20 protein-coding genes are annotated in these 24,132 nt (G+C 71.2%); 4 read left to right on the top strand and 16 right to left on the bottom strand.

Features of this window, described 5'->3' with window-relative positions:
- Positions 1-115: 115 nt before the first annotated feature.
- From ACZ7GZ_RS10780 to rsmH, 16 genes are all read right to left on the bottom strand, one after another.
- The gene (locus tag ACZ7GZ_RS10780; protein ID WP_471022776.1) at positions 116-1,255 is read right to left on the bottom strand and encodes a DivIVA domain-containing protein; all 1,140 of its coding nucleotides are present in this window, start codon (positions 1,253-1,255) and stop codon (positions 116-118) included.
- 52 nt (positions 1,256-1,307) lie between these two features.
- A complete protein-coding gene (locus ACZ7GZ_RS10775) occupies positions 1,308-1,598 on the bottom strand; it encodes a YggT family protein (protein ID WP_363218714.1) in 291 nt (96 codons plus the stop codon).
- Between the two features lie 60 nt (positions 1,599-1,658).
- Positions 1,659-2,300, bottom strand: a complete 642-nt coding sequence (locus tag ACZ7GZ_RS10770) for a cell division protein SepF (RefSeq protein WP_471022775.1) — start codon at positions 2,298-2,300, stop codon at positions 1,659-1,661.
- A 128-nt stretch (positions 2,301-2,428) separates the two neighbouring features.
- Positions 2,429-3,148: a YggS family pyridoxal phosphate-dependent enzyme gene (locus ACZ7GZ_RS10765; protein ID WP_471022774.1), complete on the bottom strand. Its 720-nt coding sequence runs from the start codon at positions 3,146-3,148 to the stop codon at positions 2,429-2,431.
- Positions 3,149-3,154: 6 nt separating this feature from the next.
- The gene (pgeF, locus tag ACZ7GZ_RS10760) at positions 3,155-3,883 is read right to left on the bottom strand and encodes a peptidoglycan editing factor PgeF (RefSeq protein WP_471022773.1); all 729 of its coding nucleotides are present in this window, start codon (positions 3,881-3,883) and stop codon (positions 3,155-3,157) included.
- Complete coding sequence (gene ftsZ / locus ACZ7GZ_RS10755; protein WP_471022770.1) at positions 3,880-5,088, bottom strand: cell division protein FtsZ; 1,209 nt, start codon at positions 5,086-5,088, stop codon at positions 3,880-3,882. Before ftsZ ends, pgeF begins: the two co-directional genes overlap by 4 nt.
- A 279-nt stretch (positions 5,089-5,367) precedes the next feature.
- Positions 5,368-6,165 (bottom strand): cell division protein FtsQ/DivIB, encoded by a 798-nt coding sequence (locus tag ACZ7GZ_RS10750; protein ID WP_471022769.1) that lies wholly within the window; start codon positions 6,163-6,165, stop codon positions 5,368-5,370.
- 26 nt (positions 6,166-6,191) lie between these two features.
- On the bottom strand, positions 6,192-7,280 hold the full coding sequence (gene murG, locus ACZ7GZ_RS10745) for an undecaprenyldiphospho-muramoylpentapeptide beta-N-acetylglucosaminyltransferase (RefSeq protein ID WP_471022768.1): 1,089 nt from the start codon (positions 7,278-7,280) through the stop codon (positions 6,192-6,194).
- Between the two features lie 6 nt (positions 7,281-7,286).
- The gene (gene ftsW, locus ACZ7GZ_RS10740; RefSeq protein ID WP_471022767.1) at positions 7,287-8,648 is read right to left on the bottom strand and encodes a putative lipid II flippase FtsW; all 1,362 of its coding nucleotides are present in this window, start codon (positions 8,646-8,648) and stop codon (positions 7,287-7,289) included.
- A 68-nt stretch (positions 8,649-8,716) separates the two neighbouring features.
- Positions 8,717-10,153 carry a UDP-N-acetylmuramoyl-L-alanine--D-glutamate ligase gene (gene murD / locus ACZ7GZ_RS10735; protein WP_471022764.1) on the bottom strand — a complete coding sequence of 479 codons (1,437 nt, stop codon included), beginning with the start codon at positions 10,151-10,153 and terminating at the stop codon, positions 8,717-8,719.
- On the bottom strand, positions 10,135-11,208 hold the full coding sequence (mraY, locus tag ACZ7GZ_RS10730) for a phospho-N-acetylmuramoyl-pentapeptide-transferase (protein WP_450796611.1): 1,074 nt from the start codon (positions 11,206-11,208) through the stop codon (positions 10,135-10,137). The genes murD and mraY overlap by 19 nt, the downstream gene beginning before the upstream one ends.
- Positions 11,205-12,611: a UDP-N-acetylmuramoyl-tripeptide--D-alanyl-D-alanine ligase gene (locus tag ACZ7GZ_RS10725; protein ID WP_471022761.1), complete on the bottom strand. Its 1,407-nt coding sequence runs from the start codon at positions 12,609-12,611 to the stop codon at positions 11,205-11,207. The genes mraY and ACZ7GZ_RS10725 overlap by 4 nt, the downstream gene beginning before the upstream one ends.
- Before the next feature lie 28 nt (positions 12,612-12,639).
- Complete coding sequence (locus ACZ7GZ_RS10720; RefSeq protein WP_471022759.1) at positions 12,640-14,160, bottom strand: UDP-N-acetylmuramoyl-L-alanyl-D-glutamate--2,6-diaminopimelate ligase; 1,521 nt, start codon at positions 14,158-14,160, stop codon at positions 12,640-12,642.
- Positions 14,161-14,324: 164 nt separating this feature from the next.
- A complete protein-coding gene (locus tag ACZ7GZ_RS10715) occupies positions 14,325-16,289 on the bottom strand; it encodes a peptidoglycan D,D-transpeptidase FtsI family protein (protein ID WP_471022757.1) in 1,965 nt (654 codons plus the stop codon).
- Positions 16,290-16,491: 202 nt separating this feature from the next.
- Complete coding sequence (gene ftsL, locus ACZ7GZ_RS10710; RefSeq protein WP_471022755.1) at positions 16,492-17,061, bottom strand: cell division protein FtsL; 570 nt, start codon at positions 17,059-17,061, stop codon at positions 16,492-16,494.
- A gap of 42 nt (positions 17,062-17,103) precedes the next feature.
- Positions 17,104-18,060: a 16S rRNA (cytosine(1402)-N(4))-methyltransferase RsmH gene (gene rsmH / locus ACZ7GZ_RS10705; protein WP_471022753.1), complete on the bottom strand. Its 957-nt coding sequence runs from the start codon at positions 18,058-18,060 to the stop codon at positions 17,104-17,106.
- A 420-nt stretch (positions 18,061-18,480) separates the two neighbouring features.
- Here rsmH and ACZ7GZ_RS10700 point away from each other — a divergent pair, with 420 nt between their 5' ends.
- The 4 genes from ACZ7GZ_RS10700 to ACZ7GZ_RS10685 all read left to right on the top strand — a co-directional run bounded on the left by ACZ7GZ_RS10700 (position 18,481) and on the right by ACZ7GZ_RS10685 (position 24,061).
- Positions 18,481-19,029, top strand: coding sequence for a beta-class carbonic anhydrase (locus ACZ7GZ_RS10700; protein ID WP_471022752.1), 549 nt, complete (start codon positions 18,481-18,483; stop codon positions 19,027-19,029).
- A 246-nt stretch (positions 19,030-19,275) separates the two neighbouring features.
- Positions 19,276-20,319, top strand: coding sequence for an AAA family ATPase (locus ACZ7GZ_RS10695; RefSeq protein WP_471022749.1), 1,044 nt, complete (start codon positions 19,276-19,278; stop codon positions 20,317-20,319).
- Complete coding sequence (locus ACZ7GZ_RS10690) at positions 20,319-21,680, top strand: DUF58 domain-containing protein (RefSeq protein ID WP_471022748.1); 1,362 nt, start codon at positions 20,319-20,321, stop codon at positions 21,678-21,680. The genes ACZ7GZ_RS10695 and ACZ7GZ_RS10690 overlap by 1 nt, the downstream gene beginning before the upstream one ends.
- Entirely contained in the window at positions 21,677-24,061 is a 2,385-nt protein-coding gene (locus ACZ7GZ_RS10685) for a transglutaminase TgpA family protein (RefSeq protein WP_471022747.1), read from the top strand. The genes ACZ7GZ_RS10690 and ACZ7GZ_RS10685 overlap by 4 nt, the downstream gene beginning before the upstream one ends.
- Positions 24,062-24,132: the final 71 nt, after the last annotated feature.

Genomic DNA, 24,132 nt, shown 5'->3' with positions numbered 1-24,132 from the left:
TCGAAGTCCGAGTGACGCAACCCGCGTAAAAAGGGCGGGCCCCCAGGACCGAAGTCCGGGGGCCCGCCCTTTTGGACGCTGCCGACGCCGTTGTCGTACTGGTCTCAGTGACCGGTCAGTTGTCGTCCTCGTCGATCAGGAACCCACGCATCGGCGAGGGTGCCTGGCCCATCGGGGACGGACCCTGCGGACGGACCGGGGCCATGGGCTGGGTCATGGCCGGGGTCATCTGCTGCTGACCGCCGTAGGACGGAGCGGACTGAGCGGGGTTGCCGCCCATCGTCTGGTTGCCGCCGTACGACGGGGCGCTCGCGCCGGCCGGAGCCATGGAGGGCGCCGGGGACGGCGGCAGGGACGCGGTGGCCGGGGTGCGCGGCGGGGCCAGCGAGTCGTCGGCCTGGGTCTCCAGCTGGCGCAGCTGGGACTCGAGGTACGACTTCAGGCGCGTGCGGTACTCGCGTTCGAAGCCGCGCAGGTCCTCGACCTTGCGCTCCAGCGTGGCGCGGGCGGACTCCAGGGAGCCCATCGCGACGCGGTGCTTCTCCTGCGCGTCCCGCTCCAGGGCGTCGGCCTTGGCACGGGCGTCACGCTCCAGACCCTCGGCGCGGCTGCGGGCCTCGCCTACGATCTTGTTGGCCTCGGAGCGGGCCTCGGCGATCGCCTGGTCGGCGGTCTGCTGGGCCAGCGAGAGGACACGGGCGGCACTGTCGCCACCGGGGCCCTGACCGTGGCCGCCCATCGGACCGCCCATGGGGCCGCCCATCGGACCGCCCATCTGCTGCTGCATGGGCGGCTGACCGCCCATCGGGCCCTGACCCATCGGACCCTGGCCCATCGGACCGGGACCCTGCGGGCCGCCCTGGCCGCCGGGACCGGCGGGCAGCTGCGGGGCACCGCTCGGCAGCTGGGGCGGACCACCCATGGGGCCACCCATCTGCTGCTGCGGCGGGCCCGATATGCCGGCGGGCACCGGCGCGCCGGGACCTCGCATGCCCTGCTGCTGAGGATGCTGCTGCTGAGGGTGCTGCTGCTGGTCCTGCTCCGGCGGGCCCTTGCGCATGTTCTGCTGGTTCTGCGCGGCCGCACGGGTCGCCGCGGCCAGCTTGGCGCGCAGATCCTCGTTCTCGCGGAGCAGACGGGTCAGTTCGGCTTCGACCTCGTCGAGGAAGGCATCGACCTCGTCCTCGTCATAGCCTTCTCGGAGGCGGACGGTCGTGAACTGCTTGTTCCGCACGTCCTCGGGGGTCAACGGCATCTCTTCACCTCAACGTAGTCATCGGCAGTCGGCAAGACCGTATCGTCCATCCTCATCCCACGAAGTTCCCCGTGATCGAGAGGAGGATGTAGACGATGATCATCAGTACGAAGAAGGACAGGTCGAGCGCCACGCCCCCGAGACGCAGCGGCGGGATGAACCGCCGCAGAAGCTTCAGCGGTGGATCGGTGACAGTGTAGGTGGCCTCCAGTACGACCACCATCGCCTTGCCGGGTTGCCACGAGCGGGCGAACTGGAACACGTAATCCATGACCAGTCGGAAGATGAGCACGGCGAGGAACACCAGTAGCGCGGTGTGGACCACCGTGACGAACACGCTCATGGCCTGCGCTTCCCTCTCCCCTGCTCCGTGCTCTTCCGAACGTCGATCCGGTTGTGTGTCTCAGCTCTGGTTGAAGAACCCGCCCTCTGCGATGCGGGCCTTGTCCTCCGCCGTGACATCGACGTTAGCAGGAGACAACAGGAACACCTTCTGCGTCACCCGCTCGATGCTGCCGTGAAGACCAAACACCAAACCGGCCGCAAAGTCGACAAGTCGCTTCGCGTCTGTGTCATCCATCTCAGTCAGATTCATGATCACCGGGGTTCCCTCACGGAAGTGTTCCCCGATGGTACGGGCTTCGTTGTAGGTCCGCGGGTGAAGCGTGGTGATCCGGTAAGGCTCTCGCTCGGACACAACCTTGGGCATGATCACCGGTGCGTTCTTCTCGAGGGACTGACGTTCTTGTGTGATGGATGCCACGGGCGCGATCCGCGCCGGACGTCCGGATTCCGCGGCGAGCGCCGTCGAACGGGCCACCGGCTCGCGCGGCGCGGGCGGTTGCACGATTCGCACCTCTTCGTCCCTTTGGGGCTGATGTGCGCTGTGCGACGGGTGTGACGATTCATGCCGTCGGTGGTCCCGCTCGGGCTCCGGGTCCAGCTCGGGTTCGAAGTCGTCGTCGGGGTCGAATCCGCGGCCGTCGTACCCATCGTCCTCCACGAGGCCGAGGTAGACCGCCATCTTGCGCATCGCGCCGGCCATGCTCTGAGTCCTCCGCTCTGTGGTGGATCGACTGACGACTGCCAAGTGCCCGCGATCCACGTGGCCGTTGTGCCCGCATTCACGGGCATTGACCATATTTTCTGCTGTGGTCCGACTTCCTGGCGACGTTACCCGAGCCTGGGGCGGACTCCGAGTACCGCAGTGCCGACGCGCACATGTGTCGCCCCGGCGGCCACGGCCTGTTCGAGGTCCGCACTCATCCCTGCTGACACCATGGTTGCAGCCGGATGGGCTCGGCGCAGGTCAGTCGACAAATCCATGAGCCGCTGAAACGCCTCCTGTTCGCGTCCCGCGTACTCCCCGGTGAGCGGAGCGACGGTCATCAGTCCGTCGAGCCGCAGCCCCGGCGCCTCGCCGACGAGGTCGGCCAACTCTTCGATTCCGTCCGGGGACACGCCTCCGCGCTCACCCCGGCCGCTCACGCCCGCGTCCAGCGCGACCTGGATCAGGCACCCGACCTCGCGCTCCGCCCGCACCGCCTCCTTCGACAGCGCGGTGACGAGCCGGGCGCGGTCGACGGACTGCACGACAGCGGCGTAACCGACCACCGAACGCACCTTGTTGGTCTGCAATTGACCGACAAAATGCCATTTCAGTGGCAGATCCGCGCACGCGGCGGCCTTCGGAGCCGCGTCCTGGTCACGGTTCTCGGCGACATGACGCACACCGAGTTCCGACAGGATCCGCACATCGCTCGCCGGGTAGGTCTTGGTGACCACGATCAGGGTCACCTCCTCCCGCCTGCGCCCCGCCGCCACACACGCGGCGGTGATGCGCTCCTCCACTTTCGCCAGGTTTGCGGCGAGTTCGGTCTTACGGTCCGTCATGCCCCATCAGTCCAGCCACACATAGCCCGCGAGCCGCCCGGTCGTGCGGTCGCGGCGGTACGAGAAGTGGTCGCCCGACTCCAGCGTGCACACCGGTGACTGCGCCCGGTCGCACACCCCGAGCCGGTCGAGCTGCGCGTGCACCCCGGCGCTCACATCGACCGCCGGCGTACCCCAGCTCGTCTCAGCGTGCGCCGCCGGCTCGACGGCGGCCACTTCGGCGCGCATCGGCTCCGGCACCTCGTAGCACCGCCCGCAGACGGCCGGTCCGGTGCGCGCGACGATCCGGCCGGGCTCGGCGCCGAGTTCGGCCATGGCCCGTACGGCGGCGGGAACGACCCCCCTGACCATGCCGGGCCGTCCGGCGTGCGCGGCTGCCACGACCCCGGCGACGGGATCGGCCAGCAGCACCGGCACGCAGTCGGCGGTGAGGACGGCGAGGGCGAGTCCGCGGCGGGCGGTGACGATCGCGTCGACCTCCGGGACCGGGCCGTCGGCCCAGGGCTCGTCCACCGCGGCCACGCCGGCGCCGTGCACCTGGTTCATCCAGACGACCCGGTCCGCGTCGAGACCGAGCGACTTGGCGGCGATGTCCCGGTTGGTCCGTACGGCCTCCGGGTCGTCGCCGACCGCGCCGCCCAGGTTGAGCTCCTCATACGGAGCGGCGCTCACCCCGCCCCACCGGTCGGTGAAGGCGAAGTGCGCGCCGCTCACGCTCTCGCGCCGTCCTATCACTTGAGGAAGTCCGGAACGTCCAGTTCCTCGGCCGCGCTGTCCGAGTAGGTCCGCGGCGCCGGCGTGACCGGCGGGGCGACCGGGATGTCGGGCACCGGCTCGGGCGCCGGCTCCGGCTCCTCCTTCGGCGTCACGCTGCCGAGCGAGCCGAAGGTCGGCCGGCTGGGCTCGGCCGGCCGTGCCGGGGCGGGCTCCTCGCGACGGGGTGCCGTCGAAGCCGAGGCCGAGCCGAGCACGTTGTCCCGGCGGGCCGGCGGCTGGCCGCCGTCGAAGCCGGCCGCGATCACGGTGACCCGGACCTCGTCGCCGAGGGCGTCGTCGATGACCGCGCCGAAGATGATGTTGGCCTCGGGGTGGGCGGCCTCGCTGACCAGCTGGGCCGCCTCGTTGATCTCGAACAGGCCCAGGTCGGAGCCGCCGGAGATGGAGAGCAGCACGCCGCGGGCGCCGTCGATGGACGCCTCCAGCAGCGGCGAGGAGATCGCCATCTCGGCGGCGGCCACCGCGCGGTCGTCGCCGCGGGCCGAGCCGATCCCCATGAGCGCCGAACCGGCCTCGGACATGACCGACTTCACGTCGGCGAAGTCGAGGTTGATCAGGCCCGGGGTGGTGATGAGGTCGGTGATGCCCTGGACGCCGGAGAGCAGGACCTGGTCGGCGGACTTGAAGGCGTCCAGGACCGAGACCTGGCGGTCCGAGATGGACAGCAGCCGGTCGTTGGGGATCACGATGAGGGTGTCGACCTCTTCGCGCAGTTCGGCGATGCCGTCCTCGGCCTGGTTCGCGCGGCGCCGTCCCTCGAAGGTGAACGGGCGCGTGACCACGCCGATGGTCAGGGCGCCGAGGGAGCGCGCGATGCTGGCCACGACGGGTGCGCCGCCGGTGCCGGTGCCGCCGCCTTCTCCGGCCGTCACGAAGACCATGTCGGCCCCCTTGAGGACCTCCTCGATCTCCTCGCGGTGGTCCTCTGCGGCCTTGCGGCCGACGGCCGGGTTGGCTCCGGCGCCGAGTCCGCGGGTGAGTTCCCGGCCGACGTCGAGCTTGACGTCGGCATCGCTCATCAACAGCGCCTGTGCGTCGGTGTTGATGGCGATGAACTCGACGCCCTTGAGACCGACCTCGATCATCCGGTTGATGGCATTGACACCACCGCCGCCGACACCGATGACCTTGATGACTGCGAGGTAGTTCTGCGGTGCTGCCACGTCGAAGGCCTCTCGCCTCGAATTACGTTGTCGCCGCCGTGCGGTGCCCCGCGCCGGGACGACGGATGCCGAATGGGACGGTCCGTAGCGCCGACCCGAACCCTAACCCTGAAGTTTAGGGTTACCAGTGTGTCTGTTCCCTGGAGTCTTCTGAACAGGACACTAAGTCGACAAGTGGCGCCCGTTCAACGAACACGCCGAACCTCCCGTTTTTCTTTTCACCCTATGTGATCAGCCATAGCAGTGCCCAACCAGGGTGCTGGCCTGCGCTGATGTGCGTCAACTCCGCGATGACGCAGGGGCGATGGGAACGCTGACATCGAAGTGCCGCGCGGCGGGAGCTGCTTTCATGAGAGCTGTGAGGGTCCGTGCCTTGGCGCGGCCGTTCTCGCCACTTCCCCACAAGACCGTGCGGCCGTCGGCCAGCTCCAGCGAGACGGCGTCAAAGGAACGGACTTGGACGGTGCGGGTCCGTTTCGCCACGGCGGCCGGCAGGTCACCGGCGACCCGGACCGCCTCGCGCACCAGCCGGTCGGTGCCGAAACGCCGGAAGCCCGCGGCGCCGGAACCCGTGCGGGAGACGGACAATTCCAGCATCGGTACGGCATTCGGCGCCTGCGAAACCGTGGCGAAACGGACACCTTCGTCATCGACTTCGGTGAAGTTCCCGCCCTTTCGGAGCAGCAGAACCGGAGTGCGCTCGGTCACTTTCAGCCCGATTCCATCGGGCCAGGAACGGACCACGTCAACCCTGTCGATCCGGGGCAGTCTCCGGCGCAATCGGGCCTCGATGCCGTCGGTGTCGACGGAAATCATCGGGGCCCCGACCGGCACGGCCGCCGCGTCGCGCACCTCGGCGGACGTCAGCACGCGCGTGCCGGACACCGACACATGGCCGACGCGCAGCCATGCGGAGCCGTACAACACCCATGCCGCACCGGCGACGAGGAGCACGGCGGCTGCCACAGCCAGGATGACGATCGTACGAAGGCGCAGTTTCCCGGACCGGCGCCCGGGCGGCGGGCCGGACGACTCCTGCTGGCGTTCACCGCGCTCGGCGGTAGTCGGTCCGGCCACCCTTACTGCCCTTTCGTCATACGGTCCTAACGGCGCGAGGCGATCGCCTCGTACACCATGCCGACGAGCAGCTCGTCGGCGTCCCGGCGGCCGAACTCGCTTGCCGCGCGGGACATCTCGTACAGCCGGTGCGGGTCGGCGAGCACGGGCAGGACGTTCTGCTGCACCCACTCGGGCGTCAGCTCCGCGTCGTCGACGAGGAGTCCGCCGCCGGCCTTCACCACCGGCTGGGCGTTGAGCCGCTGTTCGCCGTTGCCGACGGGCAGCGGGACGTAGGCGGCCGGGAGCCCGACGGCGGAGAGTTCGGCGACGGTCATCGCGCCCGCACGGCAGAGCATCATGTCGGCCGCGGCGTACGCGAGGTCCATCCGGTCCAGGTAACTTACCGGGACATAGGGGGGCATCCCCGGCATCTGCTGCACCTGCGGCAGTTCGTTCTTCGGGCCGACCGCGTGCAGGATCTGGATGCCGGCCTGCTGCAGCCAGGGCGCGACCTGCTGGACGACCTCGTTGAGGCGCCGGGCGCCCTGGGAGCCGCCGGAGACGAGCAGCGTGGGCAGGTTCGGGTCGAGGCCGAAACGGTGGCGGCCCTCGGGACGGGCCGCGGCACGGTCCAGGGTGGCGATGGAGCGGCGCAGCGGGATGCCGATGTAGCGGGCGTCGCGCAGCTTGCTGTCCGGCGTGGAGACGGCGACCCGGGCGGCGTACCGGGAGCCGATCTTGTTGGCCAGCCCCGGGCGGGCGTTCGCCTCGTGGATCACGATGGGCACGCCGAGCCGCTTGGCGGCCAGGTAGCCGGGCAGGGCGACGTAACCGCCGAAGCCGACCACGACGTCCGCCTTGGTGCGCTCGAGGATCTGCTCGGCGGCCTTGATCGTGCCGCGCAGCCGGCCCGGGACGGTGATCAGCTCGGGGGTTGGCTTGCGGGGCAGCGGCACCGCCGGGATCAGCGCCAGCTCGTAGCCGCGCTCCGGGACGAGCCGGGTCTCCAGACCGCGCTCCGTGCCCAGGGCCGTGATCCCCACGGTCGGGTCCTGCCTGCGCAGGGCGTCCGCGAGGGCGAGCGCGGGCTCGATGTGGCCCGCGGTGCCCCCGCCGGCGAGTACGACATGCACCGAAATTCACCGCTCTCCGGACGAACGCGCCACCGAGGCACGCCGTCGCATCGTGTTCCATCTCCGAGGCCCCCGCGCACCGCCGGAGCCTCCCGCCCGCTTTCTACCAAAGCGAGGTTGCCGCATCGCAAGCGCTGCCCGCGCAGCGGGCTCGTCACGTGCGAAGGCGATCAGCAGCCCGATGGCGAACATGGTCGGCAGCAGGGCGGACCCTCCGTAGGAGAACAGCGGGAGGGGGACGCCGGCGATCGGCAGCAGACCGAGCACCGCACCGATGTTGATCACTGCCTGGGCGGTGATCCAGGTGGTCACGCCTCCCGCGGCGTACCTCACGAAGGGGTCCTCCGTGCGTCCGGCCACGCGGATACCCGCATAGCCTAGAGCCGCGAACAGGGCGAGCACCGACAGCGTCCCCGCCAGGCCCAGTTCCTCACCGGTGACGGCGAAGATGAAGTCGGTGTGGGCTTCCGGGAGTTGTCCCCATTTTTCCACACTCGCGCCGAGCCCGGAACCGAAGAGTCCGCCGGAGGCGAGGGCGTAGATGCCGTGCACGGCCTGCCAGCAGTCGGCGGCACCCGCCTTGGGCTCGGTCGCACCGATACAGGAGAGCCGGGCCATCCGGTTGGGGCTGGTCTTGATGAGGACGAAACCGATCAGGGCGGCGATCTGCAGCACCACGGCGAACAGCCGCGTCGGCGCCCCGGCGAGCCACAGCAGGCCGAACAGGACCGCCGTGAGGATGATCGCGGTGCCCATGTCGCCGCCGAGCATGATCAGCCCGAGCAGCAGGAAGGTGACCGGTACCAGCGGCACCAGCATGTGCTTCCACTGGGTCAGCAGCTTCCTCTCCTGCTTCCGGGCGATCAGGTCCGCGCCCCACAGCACCAGGGCCAGCTTGCCGAACTCACTGGGCTGGATCTGGAAGGAGCCACCGAGGGAGATCCAGTTCTGGTTGCCGTTGACCGCCATCCCTATCCCCGGCACCTGCACCAGGGCCATCATGAAGACGGCACCGGCCAGGATCGGGTAGGCCAGCGCCCGGTGCAGTTTCACCGGCATGCGGGAGGCCACGAACAGCAGTACGCCGCCCAGCACGGCGGCCAGCAGCTGCTTGCGGAAGAAGTACGAGCCCGGCAGCGACATCTGCAGCGCGGTGATCTGGGAGGCCGAGTAGACCATCACCAGGCCCAGCACGATGATCAGCACACTGCCGCCGAGGATCAGGTAGTAGGCGGTCAGCGGGCGGTCCCAGGCCTTCTGCGCGCGCGTGTAGAACCGTCGTACGGGGTTGTCGCGCGAGGACCGGGAAACGGCGGGACGCCCCGACGCCCGCTGCACGGGCGGCCGGCCGGTACGGCTACTGGGCATCGGCGCCTCCACTGAACGTCGACCGTCCCACGCGTCCCTCCCATGATCCGCCCGGCAGGCGGCCGGGGTCAGGCTTCGAGCTCGCGGACCGCCGCCGCGAACGCGTCACCGCGCTGGTTGTAGTTGGTGAACATGTCCATGGAGGCACAGGCCGGGGCCAGCAGCACCGTGTCACCGGGCTGCGCGAGCCGCTTCGCTTCCGTCACCGCCTGGAGCATCGCCCCAGTGTCGGTCCGGTCGAGGTCCACGACGGGTACTTCCGGCGCGTGTCGCGCGAGGGCCTCGCGGATCAGGGCGCGATCGGCGCCGATCAGGACGGCACCGCGAAGTCGCTTCGCCGACTTGGCGACGAGCTCGTCGAAGGTCGCGCCCTTCGCCAGACCACCCGCAATCCATACAATCGACTCATATGACGCCAACGACGCTTCGGCGGCATGCGTGTTGGTCGCCTTGGAGTCGTCCACGTACGCCACCGAGTCGATGTCGGCGATGTGCGCGATGCGGTGGGCGTCCGGCCGGAAGGACCTGAGACCGTCGCGTACGGCCTTGGCGGGCACCCCGAAGGCGCGCGCGAGGGCCGCCGCGGCAAGGGCGTTGGCGATGTTGTGCGGGGCCGGCGGGTTGACGTCGGAGACCTCGGCCAGCTCCTGGGCGTTCTTCTGCCGGTTCTCCACGAAGGCGCGGTCGACCAGGATGCCGTCGACGACGCCGAGTTGGGAGGGCGCGGGGGCGCCGAGGGTGAACCCGATGGCCCGGCAGCCCTCCTCCACGTCGGCCTCGCGGACCAGGTCCTCGGTGGCCTTGTCCTCGACGTTGTACACGCAGGCGACCCGGTTGCCCTCGTAGATACGTCCCTTGTCGCGGGCGTAGGCCTCCATGGAGCCGTGCCAGTCCAGGTGGTCGGGCGCGAGGTTGAGAACCGCGGCCGAATGCGCCCGCAGGGAGGGCGCCCAGTGCAGCTGGTAGCTGGACAGCTCCACGGCGAGGACGTCGTACTGCTCCTCGCCGAGGACCGCGTCCAGCAGGGACACGCCGATGTTGCCGACGGCGGCCGTGCGCAGGCCCGCGGCCTTCAGGATCGACGCGAGCATCTGCACGGTCGTGGTCTTGCCGTTGGTGCCCGTGACGGCCAGCCAGGGCGCCGCGTCGGGGCCCCTGAGGCGCCAGGCCAGCTCGACGTCGCCCCAGACGGGCACGCCCGCCTTCCCGGCCGCCAGGAACAGCGGCTTGTCGGGCTGCCAGCCGGGCGCGGTGACGATCAGCTCGGTGCCCTCCGGCAGGGTGGCCCCGTCTCCCAGGCGCACGGTGACGCCGAGCGCCTGGAGTTCCGCGGCCTGTTCACGCGCGCGTGCGTCGTCGCCGTCGTTGACGACCGTGACGATCGCCCCGCGCGCGTGCAGCACCTTGGCCGCCGGGACGCCGGAGACGCCGAGCCCCGCGACGGTGACGTGCTTGCCCTGGAAGTCGGAGGACGCCGAGGAGGTGGTCACTTGTCCGCTGCCCATCCTGCGTAGAAAAGGCCCAGTCCGACGATCACACAGATGCCCTGAATGATCCAGAACCGGACCACCACCAGGACTTCGGACCAGCCCTTGAGTTCGAAGTGGTGCTGCAGTGGCGCCATCCGGAACACGCGCTTTCCGGTGAGCCGGAAGGAGCCGACCTGGATGACGACCGACATGGTGATGAGGACGAACAGGCCGCCCATGATGGCCAGCAGCAGCTCCGTGCGGGAGAGGATGGCCAGGCCGGTGAGGACACCGCCGAGGGCGAGCGAGCCGGTGTCGCCCATGAAGATCTTCGCCGGCGAGGTGTTCCACCACAGGAAGCCCAGGCAGGCACCCATCAGCGCGGAGGCGATCACCGCGAGGTCGAGCGGGTCGCGCACCTCGTAGCAGGCGGCCGGGTTGGTCAGCGTCTGCGCGTTGGCGCAGGACTCCTGGAACTGCCAGACGCCGATGAACGTGTAGGCGCCGAAGACGAGCACGGAGGCGCCGGTGGCCAGACCGTCCAGACCGTCGGTGAGGTTCACGCCGTTCGACATCGCGAGGATCATGAACAGCGCCCAGATCACGAACAGGACCGGGCCGATCTTCCAGCCGAAGTCGGTGATGAACGACAGCTTGTCGGAAGCGGGGGTGTTGCCGCGCGCGTCGGCGAACATCAGCGACAGCACCGCGAAGCCGATGCCGACGATCAGCTGGCCGGCCATCTTCGCCTTGGCCCGCAGACCCAGCGAACGCCGCTTGACGATCTTGATGTAGTCGTCGAGGAAGCCGACCAGGCCCATGCCGAACATCAGGCCGAGGACCAGCAGCCCGGAGTAGGTGGGCGGGTAACCGGTGATGAGCTTGCTCAGGAAGTACGCGGCGATCGTCGCCAGGATGAAGGCGATGCCGCCCATCGTCGGCGTACCGCGCTTGCTGGCGTGCTCGCGCGGGCCGTCGTCACGGATGTACTGGCCGTAGCCCTTGCGGGCGAGGAGCTTGATCAGCAGCGGGGTGCCGATCAGCGTCAGGAAGAGGCCAATGACTCCTGAGAACAGGATCTGCTTCATCATCGGGCGGCAACCTCACCCTCGGCACCGGTCTCGACGAGCGCCTGGGCAACGCTCTCGAGCCCCACCGAACGGGACGCCTTCACGAGTACGACGTCCCCCGGGCGCAACTCGCTGCGCAACAGGTCGATCGCCGCCTGTGCGTCGGACACGTGCACCGACTCCTCACCCCACGAACCCTCGTTATATGCGCCCAGTTGCAGCCAGGAGGCCTCAATCCCCCCGACGGCGACGAGCTTGCTGACGTTGAGCCGGACGGCGAGCCGTCCGACGGCGTCGTGCTCGGCGAGCGCCTCGTCCCCCAGCTCGGCCATCTTGCCGAGCACCGCCCACGTGCGGCGCCCCTTGCCCATGGCCGCGAGCGCCCTCAGGGCGGCCCGCGTGGACTCGGGGTTGGCGTTGTAGGCGTCGTTGACGATGGTCACGCCGTCCGGGCGCTCGGTGACCTCCATGCGCCAGCGGGAGAGGGTGCCCGCCTCGGAGAGCGCGGTGGCGATCTCTTCCGCGGACATGCCCAGCTCATGGGCGACGGCGGCCGCGGCGAGCGCGTTCGACACGTGGTGCTCACCGTACAGGCGCATGGTCACATCGCATGCACCGGAGGGTGTGAGAAGCCTGAAGGAGGGCTGTCCGCTGTCCGTGAGACGTACGTTCTCGGCGCGTACGTCCGCTTCGGCCGACTCTCCGAAAAGGACCACCTTCGCCTTGGTACGCGGTGCCATGGCCCTGACCAGCGGGTCGTCGGCGTTCAGGACGGCCGCGCCGTCCTCCGGGAGGCCCTCGATGATCTCGCCCTTGGCCTGCGCGATCTGCTCGCGGCCGCCGAACTCGCCGATGTGGGCGGTGCCGACGTTGAGGACGACGCCGATCCTCGGGGGTGTGAGGTCGGTGAGGTAGCGGATGTGCCCGACGCCGCGGGCGCCCATCTCCAGCACGAGGAACTGTGTCTCCTCGGTGGCGGTGAGGGCGGTCAGCGGCAGCCCGATCTCGTTGTTGAGCGACTGCGGCGTGAACACCGTCGGCGCCTTGCGCTGGAGCACCTGCGCGATCAGGTCCTTGGTGCTGGTCTTGCCCGCCGAGCCGGTCAGGGCGACGAGGGTCGCGCCGAGCCGCTTGACCACGTGCCGGGCGAGGGCGCCGAGGGCGGCCTGGACGTCCTCGACGACGATCGCGGGCACGCCGACCGGGCGCGACGCCAGTACGGCGACCGCGCCCGCCTCGACGACCCGCGCCGCGAAGTCGTGGCCGTCCACGCGCTCGCCGACGAAGGCGGCGAACAGGCTGCCGGGCTCCACCTCTCGGGAGTCCCGGACGACCGGGCCCGTGACCTGCGTGGACGGATCCGGTATGTCGTGCGTCTGCCCGCCGACGACTGCTGCGATCTCGGCGAGGGAGAGGGCGATCACAAGTTCATCCCCTGGGTCTTCTGGATTTTCATCCCTGGGTTTTCTGGATGGCTTCGCGGAGCACCTGGCGGTCGTCGAAGGGACGGACCACGCCGGCGATGTCCTGGCCCTGCTCGTGGCCCTTGCCCGCGACCAGCACGGTGTCACCGGCCTGGGCGCGGCCCACGGCGGCGGCGATCGCGGCGGCCCGGTCCTCGAAGAGGACCACCTCGCCGCGCTCGTGCGCGGGCACGGAGGCCGCGCCCTGGAGCATGGTCGCGAGGATCGCCAGGGGGTCCTCGGAGCGGGGGTTGTCGGAGGTCAGTACGGCCGTGTCGGCGAGCCGGGCCGCCGCGGCACCCATCGGGGCGCGCTTGGTCTGGTCACGGTCGCCGCCGCAGCCGAGGACGACGTGCAGCCGGCCCTTGGTGACCTTGCGCAGGGCCTTGAGCACCGACTCGACCGCGTCGGTCTTGTGGGCGTAGTCCACGACCGCGAGGTAGGGCTGCCCGGCGTCCACGCGCTCCAGGCGGCCGGGGACCCCGGGTACGGCGGCGATGCCGTCGGCGGCGGTCTGCGGGTCGAGGCCGGCGGCGGCGAGGGCGACGATGGCGGCGAGGGTGTTCGCCACGTTGAAGGGGCCCGGCAGTGGCGACTTGGCGTGTACGCGCTCGCCGTTCGGGCCGACGACGGTGAACGTCGAGTCCATGGGGCCGACCTGGACGTGCTCGGCGCGCCAGTCGGCGTCGGGGTGGCCCTCGGCCGAGAAGGTGACGACCGGGACGCTCGCCTCCTCGGCGAGCCGGCGGCCGTACTCGTCGTCGGCGTTGACCACGCCGAGTCTGCTGCGTTCCGGCGTGAACAGCTGCGCCTTGGCCCGGAAGTAGTCCTCCATGCCGGAGTGGAACTCCATGTGTTCCGGGCTGAGGTTGGTGAACACGGCGATGTCGAAGACGCAGCCGTCGACCCGGCCGAGGACCAGGGCGTGGCTGGAGACCTCCATGGCGACCGCGTCGACGCCGCGTTCGCGCATGACGGCGAAGAGCGCCTGCAGGTCGGTGGCTTCGGGGGTGGTGCGCTCGGACTTGATGCGTTCGTCGCCGATGCGCATCTCGACCGTGCCGACGAGACCGGTGGACTTCGCGGTCCGCAGACCGCCCTCGACCAGGTAGGCCGTGGTGGTCTTGCCGGAGGTGCCGGTGATGCCGATCTGGAGCAGGTCGTGCCCGGGGTGGCCGTAGATGGTGGCCGCGAGTTCACCCATCCGCGCGCGTGGGCCGTCCACGACGAGGACCGGCAGTCCGGTCGCGGCGGCGCGCTCGGCGCCCGTCGGGTCGGTGAGCACGGCGACCGCGCCGAGTCCGGCGGCCTGGGTGACGAAGTCGGCACCGTGCAGTCGGGCGCCCGGCAGGGCGGCGTACAGGTCGCCGGGGCGGACGGCGCGCGAGTCGTGGGTGATCCCCGTGATCTCGGCGGCGGCGTCCGGGACGGCGGCACCCAGCTGATCGGCCAGTTCCGCGAGGGGTGTGGCGGAGACCTCGACCGGTCGCGGCGGTCCCGGATATGTCACGGAAGCGCCCTTCTGGGTGGTTTGGGACTGATCAGCGTGTGGCACGGCGGTGAGCGTACCCGGCACACCCGCTCCGGAGCGAAGTGAGGGGCGCGGGGCGCCTTGGTTCCCGGGTTCCGGGGTGATCGTTGTCACGGGCTGGTTCCTGGTGTTTCCGGTGCTGATCAGGGCTTGTAGTCGACGGGCAGGTTGGCGGGCTGCGCCCCGGTCGGCGGCACCTGCAGGGTCTTCAGCGCGAACTCCATCACCTGCTTGTAGATGGGACCGCAGATCTGGCCGCCGTAGTAGCTGCCGGAGGTGGCGTTCTGGATGGCGCAGTACACGGTGATGCGGGGGTTGTCCGCGGGCGCGAAGCCGGCGAACGACGAGGTGTAACCGTGGTACCTGCCGGTGGCCGGATCCACACGGTTGGCCGTGCCGGTCTTGCCCGCGACCCGGTAGCCGGGGATGCGTGCCTTGATGCCGGTGCCCTGCTCGTCGTCCACGACGGACTCCAGCATCTGGGCGAGGGAGGTGGCGGTCTTCTGGCTGACGACCCTGGTCTGCCTGGGCTTGGGCGCCGGGGTGAAGCGGCCGTCGGGGCCCTTGGTGCCGCGCACCAGGGTCGGCTGGATCCGGACCCCGCCGTTGGCGATGGTCGAGTACACGGAGGCGGCCTGCAGGGCGTTGAGGGAGAAGCCCTGGCCGAAAGGAATCGTGTACTGCTGCGAAGTGGACCACTTCCGGTACGGCGAGAGGATGCCGGGGGTCTCGCCGGGGAAGCCGAGCCCGGTGTAGCTGCCGATGCCGAACTTGCGCAGGTAGGAGTAGAGGACCTTGTTCGCCTCGGCCTGCGTTCTGCCGAGCTGGCCGGTGGCCAGGATGGTGCCGATGTTGCTGGACTTGGCGAGGACGCCGTTGAGGGTGAGGTACCAGGTGTCGTGGTCGACGTCGTCCGAGAAGAGCCGGTCGCCGCGGTGCAGCCGGTTGGGTACGACGACGTGGGTGAGCGGGGTCGCGGCGTTCTCCTGCAGCACGGCCGCCATGGACATCACCTTGGCGGTGGAGCCGGGCTCGTAGGCGTCCTGGAGGGCCGCGTTGCCCATGGCCTCCGCGTCCGCCTTCGACAGGTTGTTCGGGTCGAAGCCGGGCGCGTTGGCCATGGCCAGGATCTGGCCGGTGCGGGTGTCCTGGACGACGACGTACCCGCGGTCCGCGCTGGACTTCCTCACCTGCTCGGTGATGGCGTTCTGCGCGGCCCACTGGATGTCGCGGTCGATGGTCAGCTCGACGGCGGAGCCGGGCACGGCGGGGGTCTCGTTGGACCCGGCCGTGGGCACCTCGCGCCCGCCGGACTGGGCATAGCGGATCTTGCCGTCCTTGCCCGCCAGCTGCTTGTTCATCTCCTGCTCGACGCCGCCACCGCCCTGGCCGTCGGAGTTGACCCAGCCCAGTATGCCGGCGGCGAGGTCGCCGTTGGGGTACACGCGCTGGCTGCTGGGGTCGGCGAAGACGCCGGCCAGCACGTTGGCGGTGTTGTTGTCCGTCTCCGCCTTCTTGGCGAGCGCGGCCTTCAGATCCTTGATCTGCTTCCAGACCTGCGGGGTCTGCCGGGTGGCGAGCCGGGCGTACCGGGAGGTGCTGTTCTCGGGCCGCAGCTTGTGCACGATCTCGGCCTGGCTCCGCCCGAGGATCGGCGAGAGCAGCGCGGCGGCCTGCTCCGGACCGTCGTCGATCTTCAGCTGCTTCCTGCTGAACATCGTGGGGTCGGCCGTGATGTCGTACGCGTCCTCGCTGATGGCGAGGGCCACGCCGTTGCGGTCGGTGATCCCGCCGCGGTCGGCGGCCAGCGTGTGCACGACATACCGGTTCTGCTCGGCCCGCGCGGCGTACGCGCTGGCGTCGACGGCCTGCACCTGGAGCAGCCGTACGACGAAGGCGAGCAGGACCAGGGTCAGGGCGAGGCTGACCATGCGCAGCCGGGGCCGCGCGCTGCCGAGCCGGAGGGGGCGCTGGGCCGGCGGCCGTGCGCCGCCCGGCCGCCGGGCCGGACGCGCCCCGGGCCCGGGCTGCCGCCGCACGGCACTCCTCGGCCGCGGCGGCTTGGCAGGCCCGGGCACACGACGGCGCGGCGCTTCCCTGTCGGACACTTCCGTCACCTGCCGGGGGTCGGGGTCGGGATGGACTGGAGGGCGGCGGACACCTGGGCCCGGACCGGACGACGCCGCCACGCGCGCGGGACCGCACCGGCGCCGTACCGGAACCGGCATCCACCCCCGCCGGCACCCGAGCCGAGCGCATACGCAAACCCGGGCACACGACGGCGCGGCGCTTCCCTGTCGGACACTTCCGTCACCTGCCGGGGGTCGGGGTCGGGAGGGGCTGGGGGATGGCGGGCGGCGGGGGTGCGACCGCTGCCGGGGCGGAGAGTGCGGGGACGGGCTGGGGCTGTCCCTGCGCCGGTGGGGCGGAGACGGGTGCGGACGGGGGCGCGGAAAAGGCGGCGGCCGGGGTCAGGGCCTCGGGGGCGACCGGGGCGGTGAGGGCGGCGGGCCCGGGGCTCGCGACGCCCGGTACACCCTTGACGGTGCCGTCGGGATTGAGGAAGGCCGGGTCTCCGCCGGGGACCATGCCGAGTTCGCGGGCCCGGCGCTGGAGGGCGGCGGGGTCCGAGTAGGCGTCGATGTCCCGCTGGAGGGCCTGTTCCTGGTCGGTGAGGCTCCTCGTCTCCTTCTGCAGGGCGTCGAGCTTGAACGAGCCTTCGCTGAGTGCGGAGTTCAGCACCAGCAGCCCGATGAGGCCGCCGCCGAGCAGCAGGACGACGAGAAGGACGAACGGGGTGCGGGCGGCCCGGGCGCGGCCGGCCGGGAAGAGCCGGGCGAGCCGCGCGGCCCGCCCCCTCAGCGCGGGTTTCCTACTCACGGCTCCCCCGGTCAGTTCGGGAATCCAACCGACCCGTCTCGCTCACTCGGCGTCCTCCCTGATGCGCTCGGCGCCGCGCAGCCTGGCCGGTGCGGCCCGGCGGTTCTCGGCGACCTCTTCCTCGGTGGGAAGTTCGGCACCCCGGGTGAGCAGCTTGAGCCGCGGCTGGTAGCGCTCGGGCACGACCGGCAGCCCGGGCGGCGCGGTCGACGCGGCGCCGGCCGCGAACACCTGCTTGACCAGGCGGTCCTCGAGCGAGTGATACGACAGGACGGCGATGCGCCCGCCGACGTCGAGGGCCTTCACCGCCGCCGGGATCGCCCGCTCCAGGACGGACAGTTCCCCGTTGACCTCGATGCGCAGCGCCTGGAAGGTGCGCTTGGCGGGGTTGCCGCCGGTGCGCTTGGCGGCCTGCGGGAGCGCGTCGCGGATCAGCTCGACCAGCCGGGCGCTGTTGCTGAACGGCTCCTTCTCGCGCTCGCGCACGATCGCGGCCACGATCCGTTTGGCCTGCTTCTCCTCGCCGTACGCGCGCAGGATGCGCACGAGTTCGCCTGCCGGATAGGTGTTGAGGACCTCGGCGGCGCTGATGCCGCTCGTCTGGTCCATCCGCATGTCCAGCGGCGCGTCCTGGGCGTAGGCGAAGCCGCGGCCGGCCTCGTCCAGCTGCATGGACGAGACCCCGAGATCGAACAGGACACCCTGCACGCGTGCGATGCGAAGCCGGTGCAGGACGTCGGGCAGCTCGTCGTAGACGGCGTGCACCAGGCTGGCGCGCTCACCGAAGGGCGCCAGCCGCTCGCCGGACAGCCGCAGCGCCTCCTTGTCCCGGTCGAGGCCGACCAGCCGCGCCTCGGGGAACCGGGTCAGCAGCGCCTCGCTGTGTCCGCCGAGGCCGAGTGTGCAGTCGACGACCACCGCTCCCGGGCGCTCCAGGGCGGGCGCCAGCAGGTCCAGGCACCGCTGGAGCATCACCGGGACGTGTCGACTCTGGCTCAAGGGGGCCTCTCATCTTCCGGCGCGGGCCGCACGCACCGCCGGGTCCCCGCCAGCTCGTGAAGGGGAGGCCTGCCGGCGCCGGAAGCGTCAGCCGGACCGGGAGCGGGAGGAGGCCGAGCCGTACGTACGCGCCGCGCACGTGGGGAGACGGCCCGGTGTGAGCCGGCGTCTCCGGGGGTTTCACCAGCAGGGAGAGCCGCGTCTCCCGCTTCGCGCCACTTTAGTCCACCGTGTCTCGCGGTCAATCAACCGGCCTGCGCGTCGCCTACCGCATCGCGGCGGGAGCCGCAATTCGGCGGGGTTCACCCGTCCGGACCAGGTTTACCCCACCTGTGGGTTGGCTCACAACAAGCCGCGATGACGTTCTTTGTCCCGACTCACAGCGGGCCGGGACCGGGCGTGACCAGTAACGTCATGAGTATGACGACTTCCGCAGCAGTTCCCACTGGATCCGAAGGCGCCATAACGAACGGCGGCACCGTGACGGATCGCCTGGTGGAGGCCAACCAGCGGTACGCCGCCGAGTTCGCCGACCCCGGCATGGACGCCCGTCCCGTTCTCCAGGTCGCCGTGGTGGCCTGCATGGACGCCCGGCTCGACCTCCACAAGGCACTCGGCCTGCAACTCGGCGACTGTCACACCATCCGCAACGCGGGCGGTGTCGTCACCGACGACGTGATCCGCTCCCTGACCATCAGCCAGCGCGCGCTCGGCACCCGCAGCGTCGTACTCATCCACCACACCGGCTGCGGCATGGAGTCCATCACCGAGGACTTCCGGCACGACCTCGAGATGGAGGTCGGCCAGCGCCCGGCCTGGGCGGTGGAGGCGTTCCGGGACGTCGACCAGGACGTGCGCCAGTCCATGCAGCGCGTGCGCACCTCGCCGTTCCTGCTGCACACCGACGACGTGCGCGGTTTCGTGTTCGACGTGCGCACCGGCGCGCTGCGCGAGGTCGACCGGGCCTGACCGGGCACACCGGCCGGCCGCCCCGAAGACATCCCGCCGCCCTCGTATCGAAAATGCGGTCGAAAAAGACGTAAGGCCGACATCGTGCGGGCAGTTGTCCACAGGCGAGTGACACGAATCGGTAACGGCGGCAAGAATGCGGGGTGTGGCATCACGCGGAACTTTTCCCGCGTGGTGTCCGTGTTTCGGGGTGGGCCGGTTTCGCAAGCAGCGTCGGCCCGGAAAGTACGGGCCGAGGAGGGCCGGGTGACGACCTATGACGATCGAGCGAGCCTCACTGATCTGACCGCCACGGTGGAGCGGGTACGCGGTTCGGTGGAGGGCGTGATCGAGGGCAAGCCCGAGGTCGTACGGCTCGCGCTGACCGTGCTGCTCGCCGAGGGCCACCTGCTGATCGAGGACGTTCCCGGGGTCGGCAAGACGATGCTTGCCAAGACGCTGGCGCGGTCCATCGACTGCTCGGTGCGGCGCATCCAGTTCACACCGGACCTGCTGCCCTCGGACATCACCGGTGTGTCCATCTGGGACCAGCAGCGCCGGGACTTCGAGTTCAAGCCGGGCGCCATCTTCGCGCAGATCGTGATCGGCGACGAGATCAACCGCGCCTCGCCCAAGACCCAGTCGGCGCTGCTGGAGTCCATGGAGGAGCGGCAGGTCACCATCGACGGGCAGACGTACGAACTGCCCAGCCCGTTCATGGTGGTGGCCACGCAGAACCCGGTCGAGATGGAGGGCACCTACCCGCTGCCCGAGGCCCAGCGCGACCGCTTCATGGCCCGCGTCTCCGTCGGTTATCCCAGCGTGGAGGCCGAGTTGCAGATGCTCGACATCCACGGCGGGGTGAGCCCGCTGGAGGACCTGCAGCCGGTGGCGCACGCCCACGAGATCGTGAAGCTGATCGAGGCGGTGCGCACCGTGCACGTCTCCGAGCCGGTCCGGCGGTACGCGGTGGAGCTGGTCGCCGCCACCCGCAGCCACCCCGACCTCAGACTCGGCGCCTCCCCGCGCGCGACGCTGCATCTGCTGCGCGCGGCGAAGGCGTCCGCGGCTCTCGCCGGCCGGGAGTACGCGCTGCCGGACGACGTCCAGGCGCTCGCCGTCGCCGTCCTCGCGCACCGCCTGCTGCCCACCGCGCAGGCCCAGCTGAACCGCCGTACGGCCGAGCAGGTCGTGCAGGAGATCCTCCAGCGCACCGCGGTGCCCGCGGCACCGGGACAGCAGGCACCGGGCTTCGGCGGCCTCGGGCGGGCCGTCCCGGCGTATCCCCGGCAGCCCCCGCGGAGTCTGTGATGAGTGCCGGGGGGACCGGGCAGGCGGAGGCCGACCGCGGGGAGACGGGCGGCGTCCGTACGGCCCTGGCGGGTCTGACGACCCGTGGCCGTTCCTTCCTGGCGGCCGGGATCGCGGCCGCCGTCTGCGCGTACGTCCTGGGCCAGAGCGACCTGCTGCGGGTCGGCCTGCTGCTGGCCGCGCTGCCGCTGATCTGCGCGACGGTGGTGTACCGCACGCGCTACCGGGTGGCCGGCACCCGCCGCCTCGCCCCCGCGCGGGTACCGGCCGGCAGCGAGGCACGGGTGCATCTGCGCATGGACAACGTCTCCCGGCTGCCCACCGGACTGCTGATGCTTCAGGACCGGGTGCCGTACGTCCTGGGGCCGCGTCCCCGGTTCGTGCTGGACCGGGTGGAGCCGGGCGGCCGCCGCGAGGTGTCCTACCGGGTCCGCTCCGACCTGCGCGGCCGCTACCCGCTGGGCCCTCTCCAGCTGCGGCTGACGGACCCCTTCGGGATGTGCGAACTGACCCGCTCCTTCTCGACGTTCGACACCCTCACGGTCATACCGCGCGTGGAACCGCTCGCCCCGGTCCGCTTCAGCGGCGAGGCCCAGGGGTACGGCGACGGGCGCCAGCGCTCGCTGGCCCTGGCCGGCGAGGACGACGTGATCCCGCGCGGTTACCGCTACGGCGACGATCTGCGCCGGGTGCACTGGCGGTCCACCGCGCGCTACGGCGAGCTGATGGTGCGCCGCGAGGAGCAGCCCCGGCGTTCCCGCTGCACCGTGCTGCTGGACACCCGTGGCGGTGCCTACGAGGGTGCGGGCCCCGACTCGGCCTTCGAGTGGGCCGTCTCCGCTGCCGCCTCGGTGCTGGTGCACATGCTCGAACGCGGCTTCTCCGTACGGATGCTGACCGACAGCGGCAGCGTGGTGCCCGGCGAGGGGGCCGACGGGTTCGCGGGCACCGGTCAGGAGACCGCGGAGGCGGCCGGGCTGATGATGGACACCCTCGCGGTGATCGACCACTCCGACGGCACGGGCCTGTCCCGGGCCTACGACGTGCTGCGCGGCGGCAACGAGGGGCTGCTGGTCGCCTTCCTCGGCGATCTGGACGAGGAGCAGGCCGCGACGGTCGCCAAGATGAGCCGGCGCAGCGGCGGTGCCGTCGCCTTCGTCCTGGACCCGGACACCTGGGTGCGGGAGGCGACCGAGGTGCCGCGGCCGGACGACCGGCACGCCGAGCGGCTGCGCATGCTGCGCGAGGCGGGCTGGACGGCCCTGGGCGTGCCGCGTGGCGCCGCCCTGAACGCACTGTGGCAGCAGGCGGACCGGGAGCGTTCCGGTCTGGCCGCCGTGAGCGGGGAGGCGAGGGCATGAGCGGGCGGGCACGGCTGGCACTGTGCGCGGCAGCGGCCACGCTGATGGCCTCCTGCGCGCTGCTGCCCCTGGTGGCCGAGCCGACCTGGCTGCTGCAGCTGGTGCCGCTCGTGGCCGTGCAGACCGGGGTGGGTGCGGCGGCCCGCCGGGTGCCGCTGGGCCGGCTGCTGACCGTGGCGGCGCAGGCGCTGGCCACGCTGGTGCTGCTGACCCTGGTCTTCGCACGGCAGCACGCGGTCATTGGACTGATCCCCGGCCCGGAAGCGTTCCGGCACTTCGCCGACCTGCTCCAGCAGGGTTCCAACGACGTCAGCGAGTACGCGATACCGGCGCCCCTCACCGACGGCATCAAGCTGATGCTGATCGGCGGTGCCCTGCTGATCGGTCTGCTGGTGGACACGCTCGCGGTCACCTTCCGCAGCGCGGCCCCGGCCGGGCTGCCGCTGCTCGCGCTGTACTCGGTGGCCGCCGGGCTGTCCAACGGCGGGGCCGACTGGCTGTGGTTCCTGGTGGCGGCGGCCGGCTATCTGATGCTGCTGCTCGCCGAGGGCCGGGACCGGCTGGCCCAGTGGGGCCGGGTCTTCGGCGGCGCTGCCCGTCCGACCGGCTCCCCCGAGGGCGGCGCGGTGGCCCCGGTGCGCACCGGACGCCGGATCGGCGCGGTCGCGCTGGGTGTGTCCCTGATGGTCCCGCTGGCCCTGCCCGCGATGCAGGGTGGCCTGCTGGACGCCGCCGGCACGGGCGTGGGTGTGGGCAGCGGCCGGGGAAGCGGGGTCGGCTCGGTCAACCTGCTGGTGGCGCTGCGCGACAACCTGAACACGGACAACGACCGCCAGGTGCTGTCCCTGAAGACCAGCAGCAACGACACCTCGGACCTGTATCTGCGGATCGCGTCCCTGGACGACTTCGACGGCACCACCTGGAAGCCGGCCCAGCGGCGCATCGTCGGGGTACCGGACCGGTTCCCCACCCCCATCGGCCTCGGCCCGGACGTCAAGCGCAGCACGGTGACGACCACGGTCACGGCGGCGGACTGGTACGCCCAGGACTGGCTGCCGATGCCGTACCCGCCGAGCGGGGTGAAGATCGATGGACGCTGGCGCTACGAGCCGGTCGGCATGACCGTCGTCGGCGACCACGGCCAGACCACGCGCGGGGCGGCCTACCAGGTGACCAGCCTGGACGTGCGGCCGACCGCGGAGCAGCTGTCCTCAGCGCCGGAGCCGCCCGCGGCCCTCAAGCGCGAGTACACCCAGGTGCCGTCCGCGCTGCCGAAGGTGGTCGCCAAGACCGCCAAGGACGTCACGGAGGGCGCGAGGAGCCACTACGAGGAAGCGGTCAAGCTCCAGGACTACTTCTCCGTCAACGGCGGCTTCCAGTACGACACGCAGGTGGAGGTCGGCCGCGGCCCGGGCGCCATCGCGAACTTCCTGAAGAAGAAGGAGGGCTTCTGCGTCCACTTCTCCTTCGCCATGGCGGCGATGGCCCGCACCCTCGGCATCCCGGCCCGGGTCGCGGTGGGCTTCGCGCCGGGCACCCCGCAGGCGGACGGCACGGTCGCGGTGAGCCAGAAGGACGCGCACGCCTGGCCCGAGCTGTACTTCGAGGGCGTCGGCTGGACCCGCTTCGAGCCGACCCCGACCCGCGGTACGACGCCGTCGTACACCCAGTCGGACACGCCCGGCACGTCGCTGCCGGACCAGGACCTGCCCTCGCACCACTCGTCCACGGCGCCCTCGGCGGCGCCCTCGGCGGGCGAGAGCTGCACGCCCCAGCTGGTCAAGGTGCAGGGCTGCGACACGGCGTCCGCCGCGGCGGCCCCCAGCAGCAGCGGCGGGGGCCCGGGCCCGGGGTGGTATCTGCTGATCGGCCTGGCCGCGCTGCTGGTGCTGGCGGTGCCGCTGTCGCCGCTGCTGTGGCGGCTGCGGGTGCGGTCGGTGCGGCTGGGCGGGCACGCCCGGACCGAGCAGGGCGCGGCGGCGCACACCCTGGCCGCCTGGCAGGAGCTGACGGACAGCGCCTGGGATCACGGCATCCCGCCGGACGAGTCGCTGACCCCGCGCAGGGCGGCCGCCCGGATCGTCGGGCTCGGGCAGCTGGACCCGGCGGCCGGTGCCGCGGTGCACCGGGTCGCGGACGCGGTGGAGCAGGTGCTGTACGCGCCTCGGCCGCGCCCCGCGGCCGGCGCGGTCGAGGACGTGCGCCGGGTGATCGAGGGGCTGCGCGGCACGGTGGGCACCGGCACCCGGCTACGGGCCCTGTTCCTGCCCCGGTCGTCGGTGCGGGTGCTGTGGGCGGCGGCGGCCCGCTGGTCGGCGCTCCGGGCGCGGGCGGCGGCGGCCAGGCCCGGCCTGCGCCGGCCGTCGCAACAGCAGGGCTGAGACAACGCCGAGGGGGGGCCCCCCCCTTTGGGTGTCCCCCTACTTTTTTTATCTGGGTGTTTTTCCTGTTC

This window comes from Streptomyces sp. NPDC037288 (assembly GCF_055603265.1).
Note: the sequence above shows the minus strand (reverse complement) of the source record. Positions and strands in the feature narration are given on the sequence as shown.

Excerpts from the sequence above, each read along its gene's own strand:
- ACZ7GZ_RS10780 (WP_471022776.1), bottom strand. The coding sequence starts at position 1,255 with ATGCCGTTGACCCCCGAGGACGTGCGGAACAAGCAGTTCACGACCGTC.
- ACZ7GZ_RS10775 (WP_363218714.1), bottom strand. The coding sequence starts at position 1,598 with ATGAGCGTGTTCGTCACGGTGGTCCACACCGCGCTACTGGTGTTCCTC.
- ACZ7GZ_RS10770 (WP_471022775.1), bottom strand. The coding sequence starts at position 2,300 with ATGGCCGGCGCGATGCGCAAGATGGCGGTCTACCTCGGCCTCGTGGAG.
- ACZ7GZ_RS10765 (WP_471022774.1), bottom strand. The coding sequence starts at position 3,148 with ATGACGGACCGTAAGACCGAACTCGCCGCAAACCTGGCGAAAGTGGAG.
- ftsW (WP_471022767.1), bottom strand. The coding sequence starts at position 8,648 with ATGCCCAGTAGCCGTACCGGCCGGCCGCCCGTGCAGCGGGCGTCGGGG.
- murD (WP_471022764.1), bottom strand. The coding sequence starts at position 10,153 with ATGGGCAGCGGACAAGTGACCACCTCCTCGGCGTCCTCCGACTTCCAG.
- mraY (WP_450796611.1), bottom strand. The coding sequence starts at position 11,208 with ATGATGAAGCAGATCCTGTTCTCAGGAGTCATTGGCCTCTTCCTGACG.
- ACZ7GZ_RS10700 (WP_471022752.1), top strand. The coding sequence starts at position 18,481 with ATGACGACTTCCGCAGCAGTTCCCACTGGATCCGAAGGCGCCATAACG.
- ACZ7GZ_RS10690 (WP_471022748.1), top strand. The coding sequence starts at position 20,319 with ATGAGTGCCGGGGGGACCGGGCAGGCGGAGGCCGACCGCGGGGAGACG.
- ACZ7GZ_RS10685 (WP_471022747.1), top strand. The coding sequence starts at position 21,677 with ATGAGCGGGCGGGCACGGCTGGCACTGTGCGCGGCAGCGGCCACGCTG.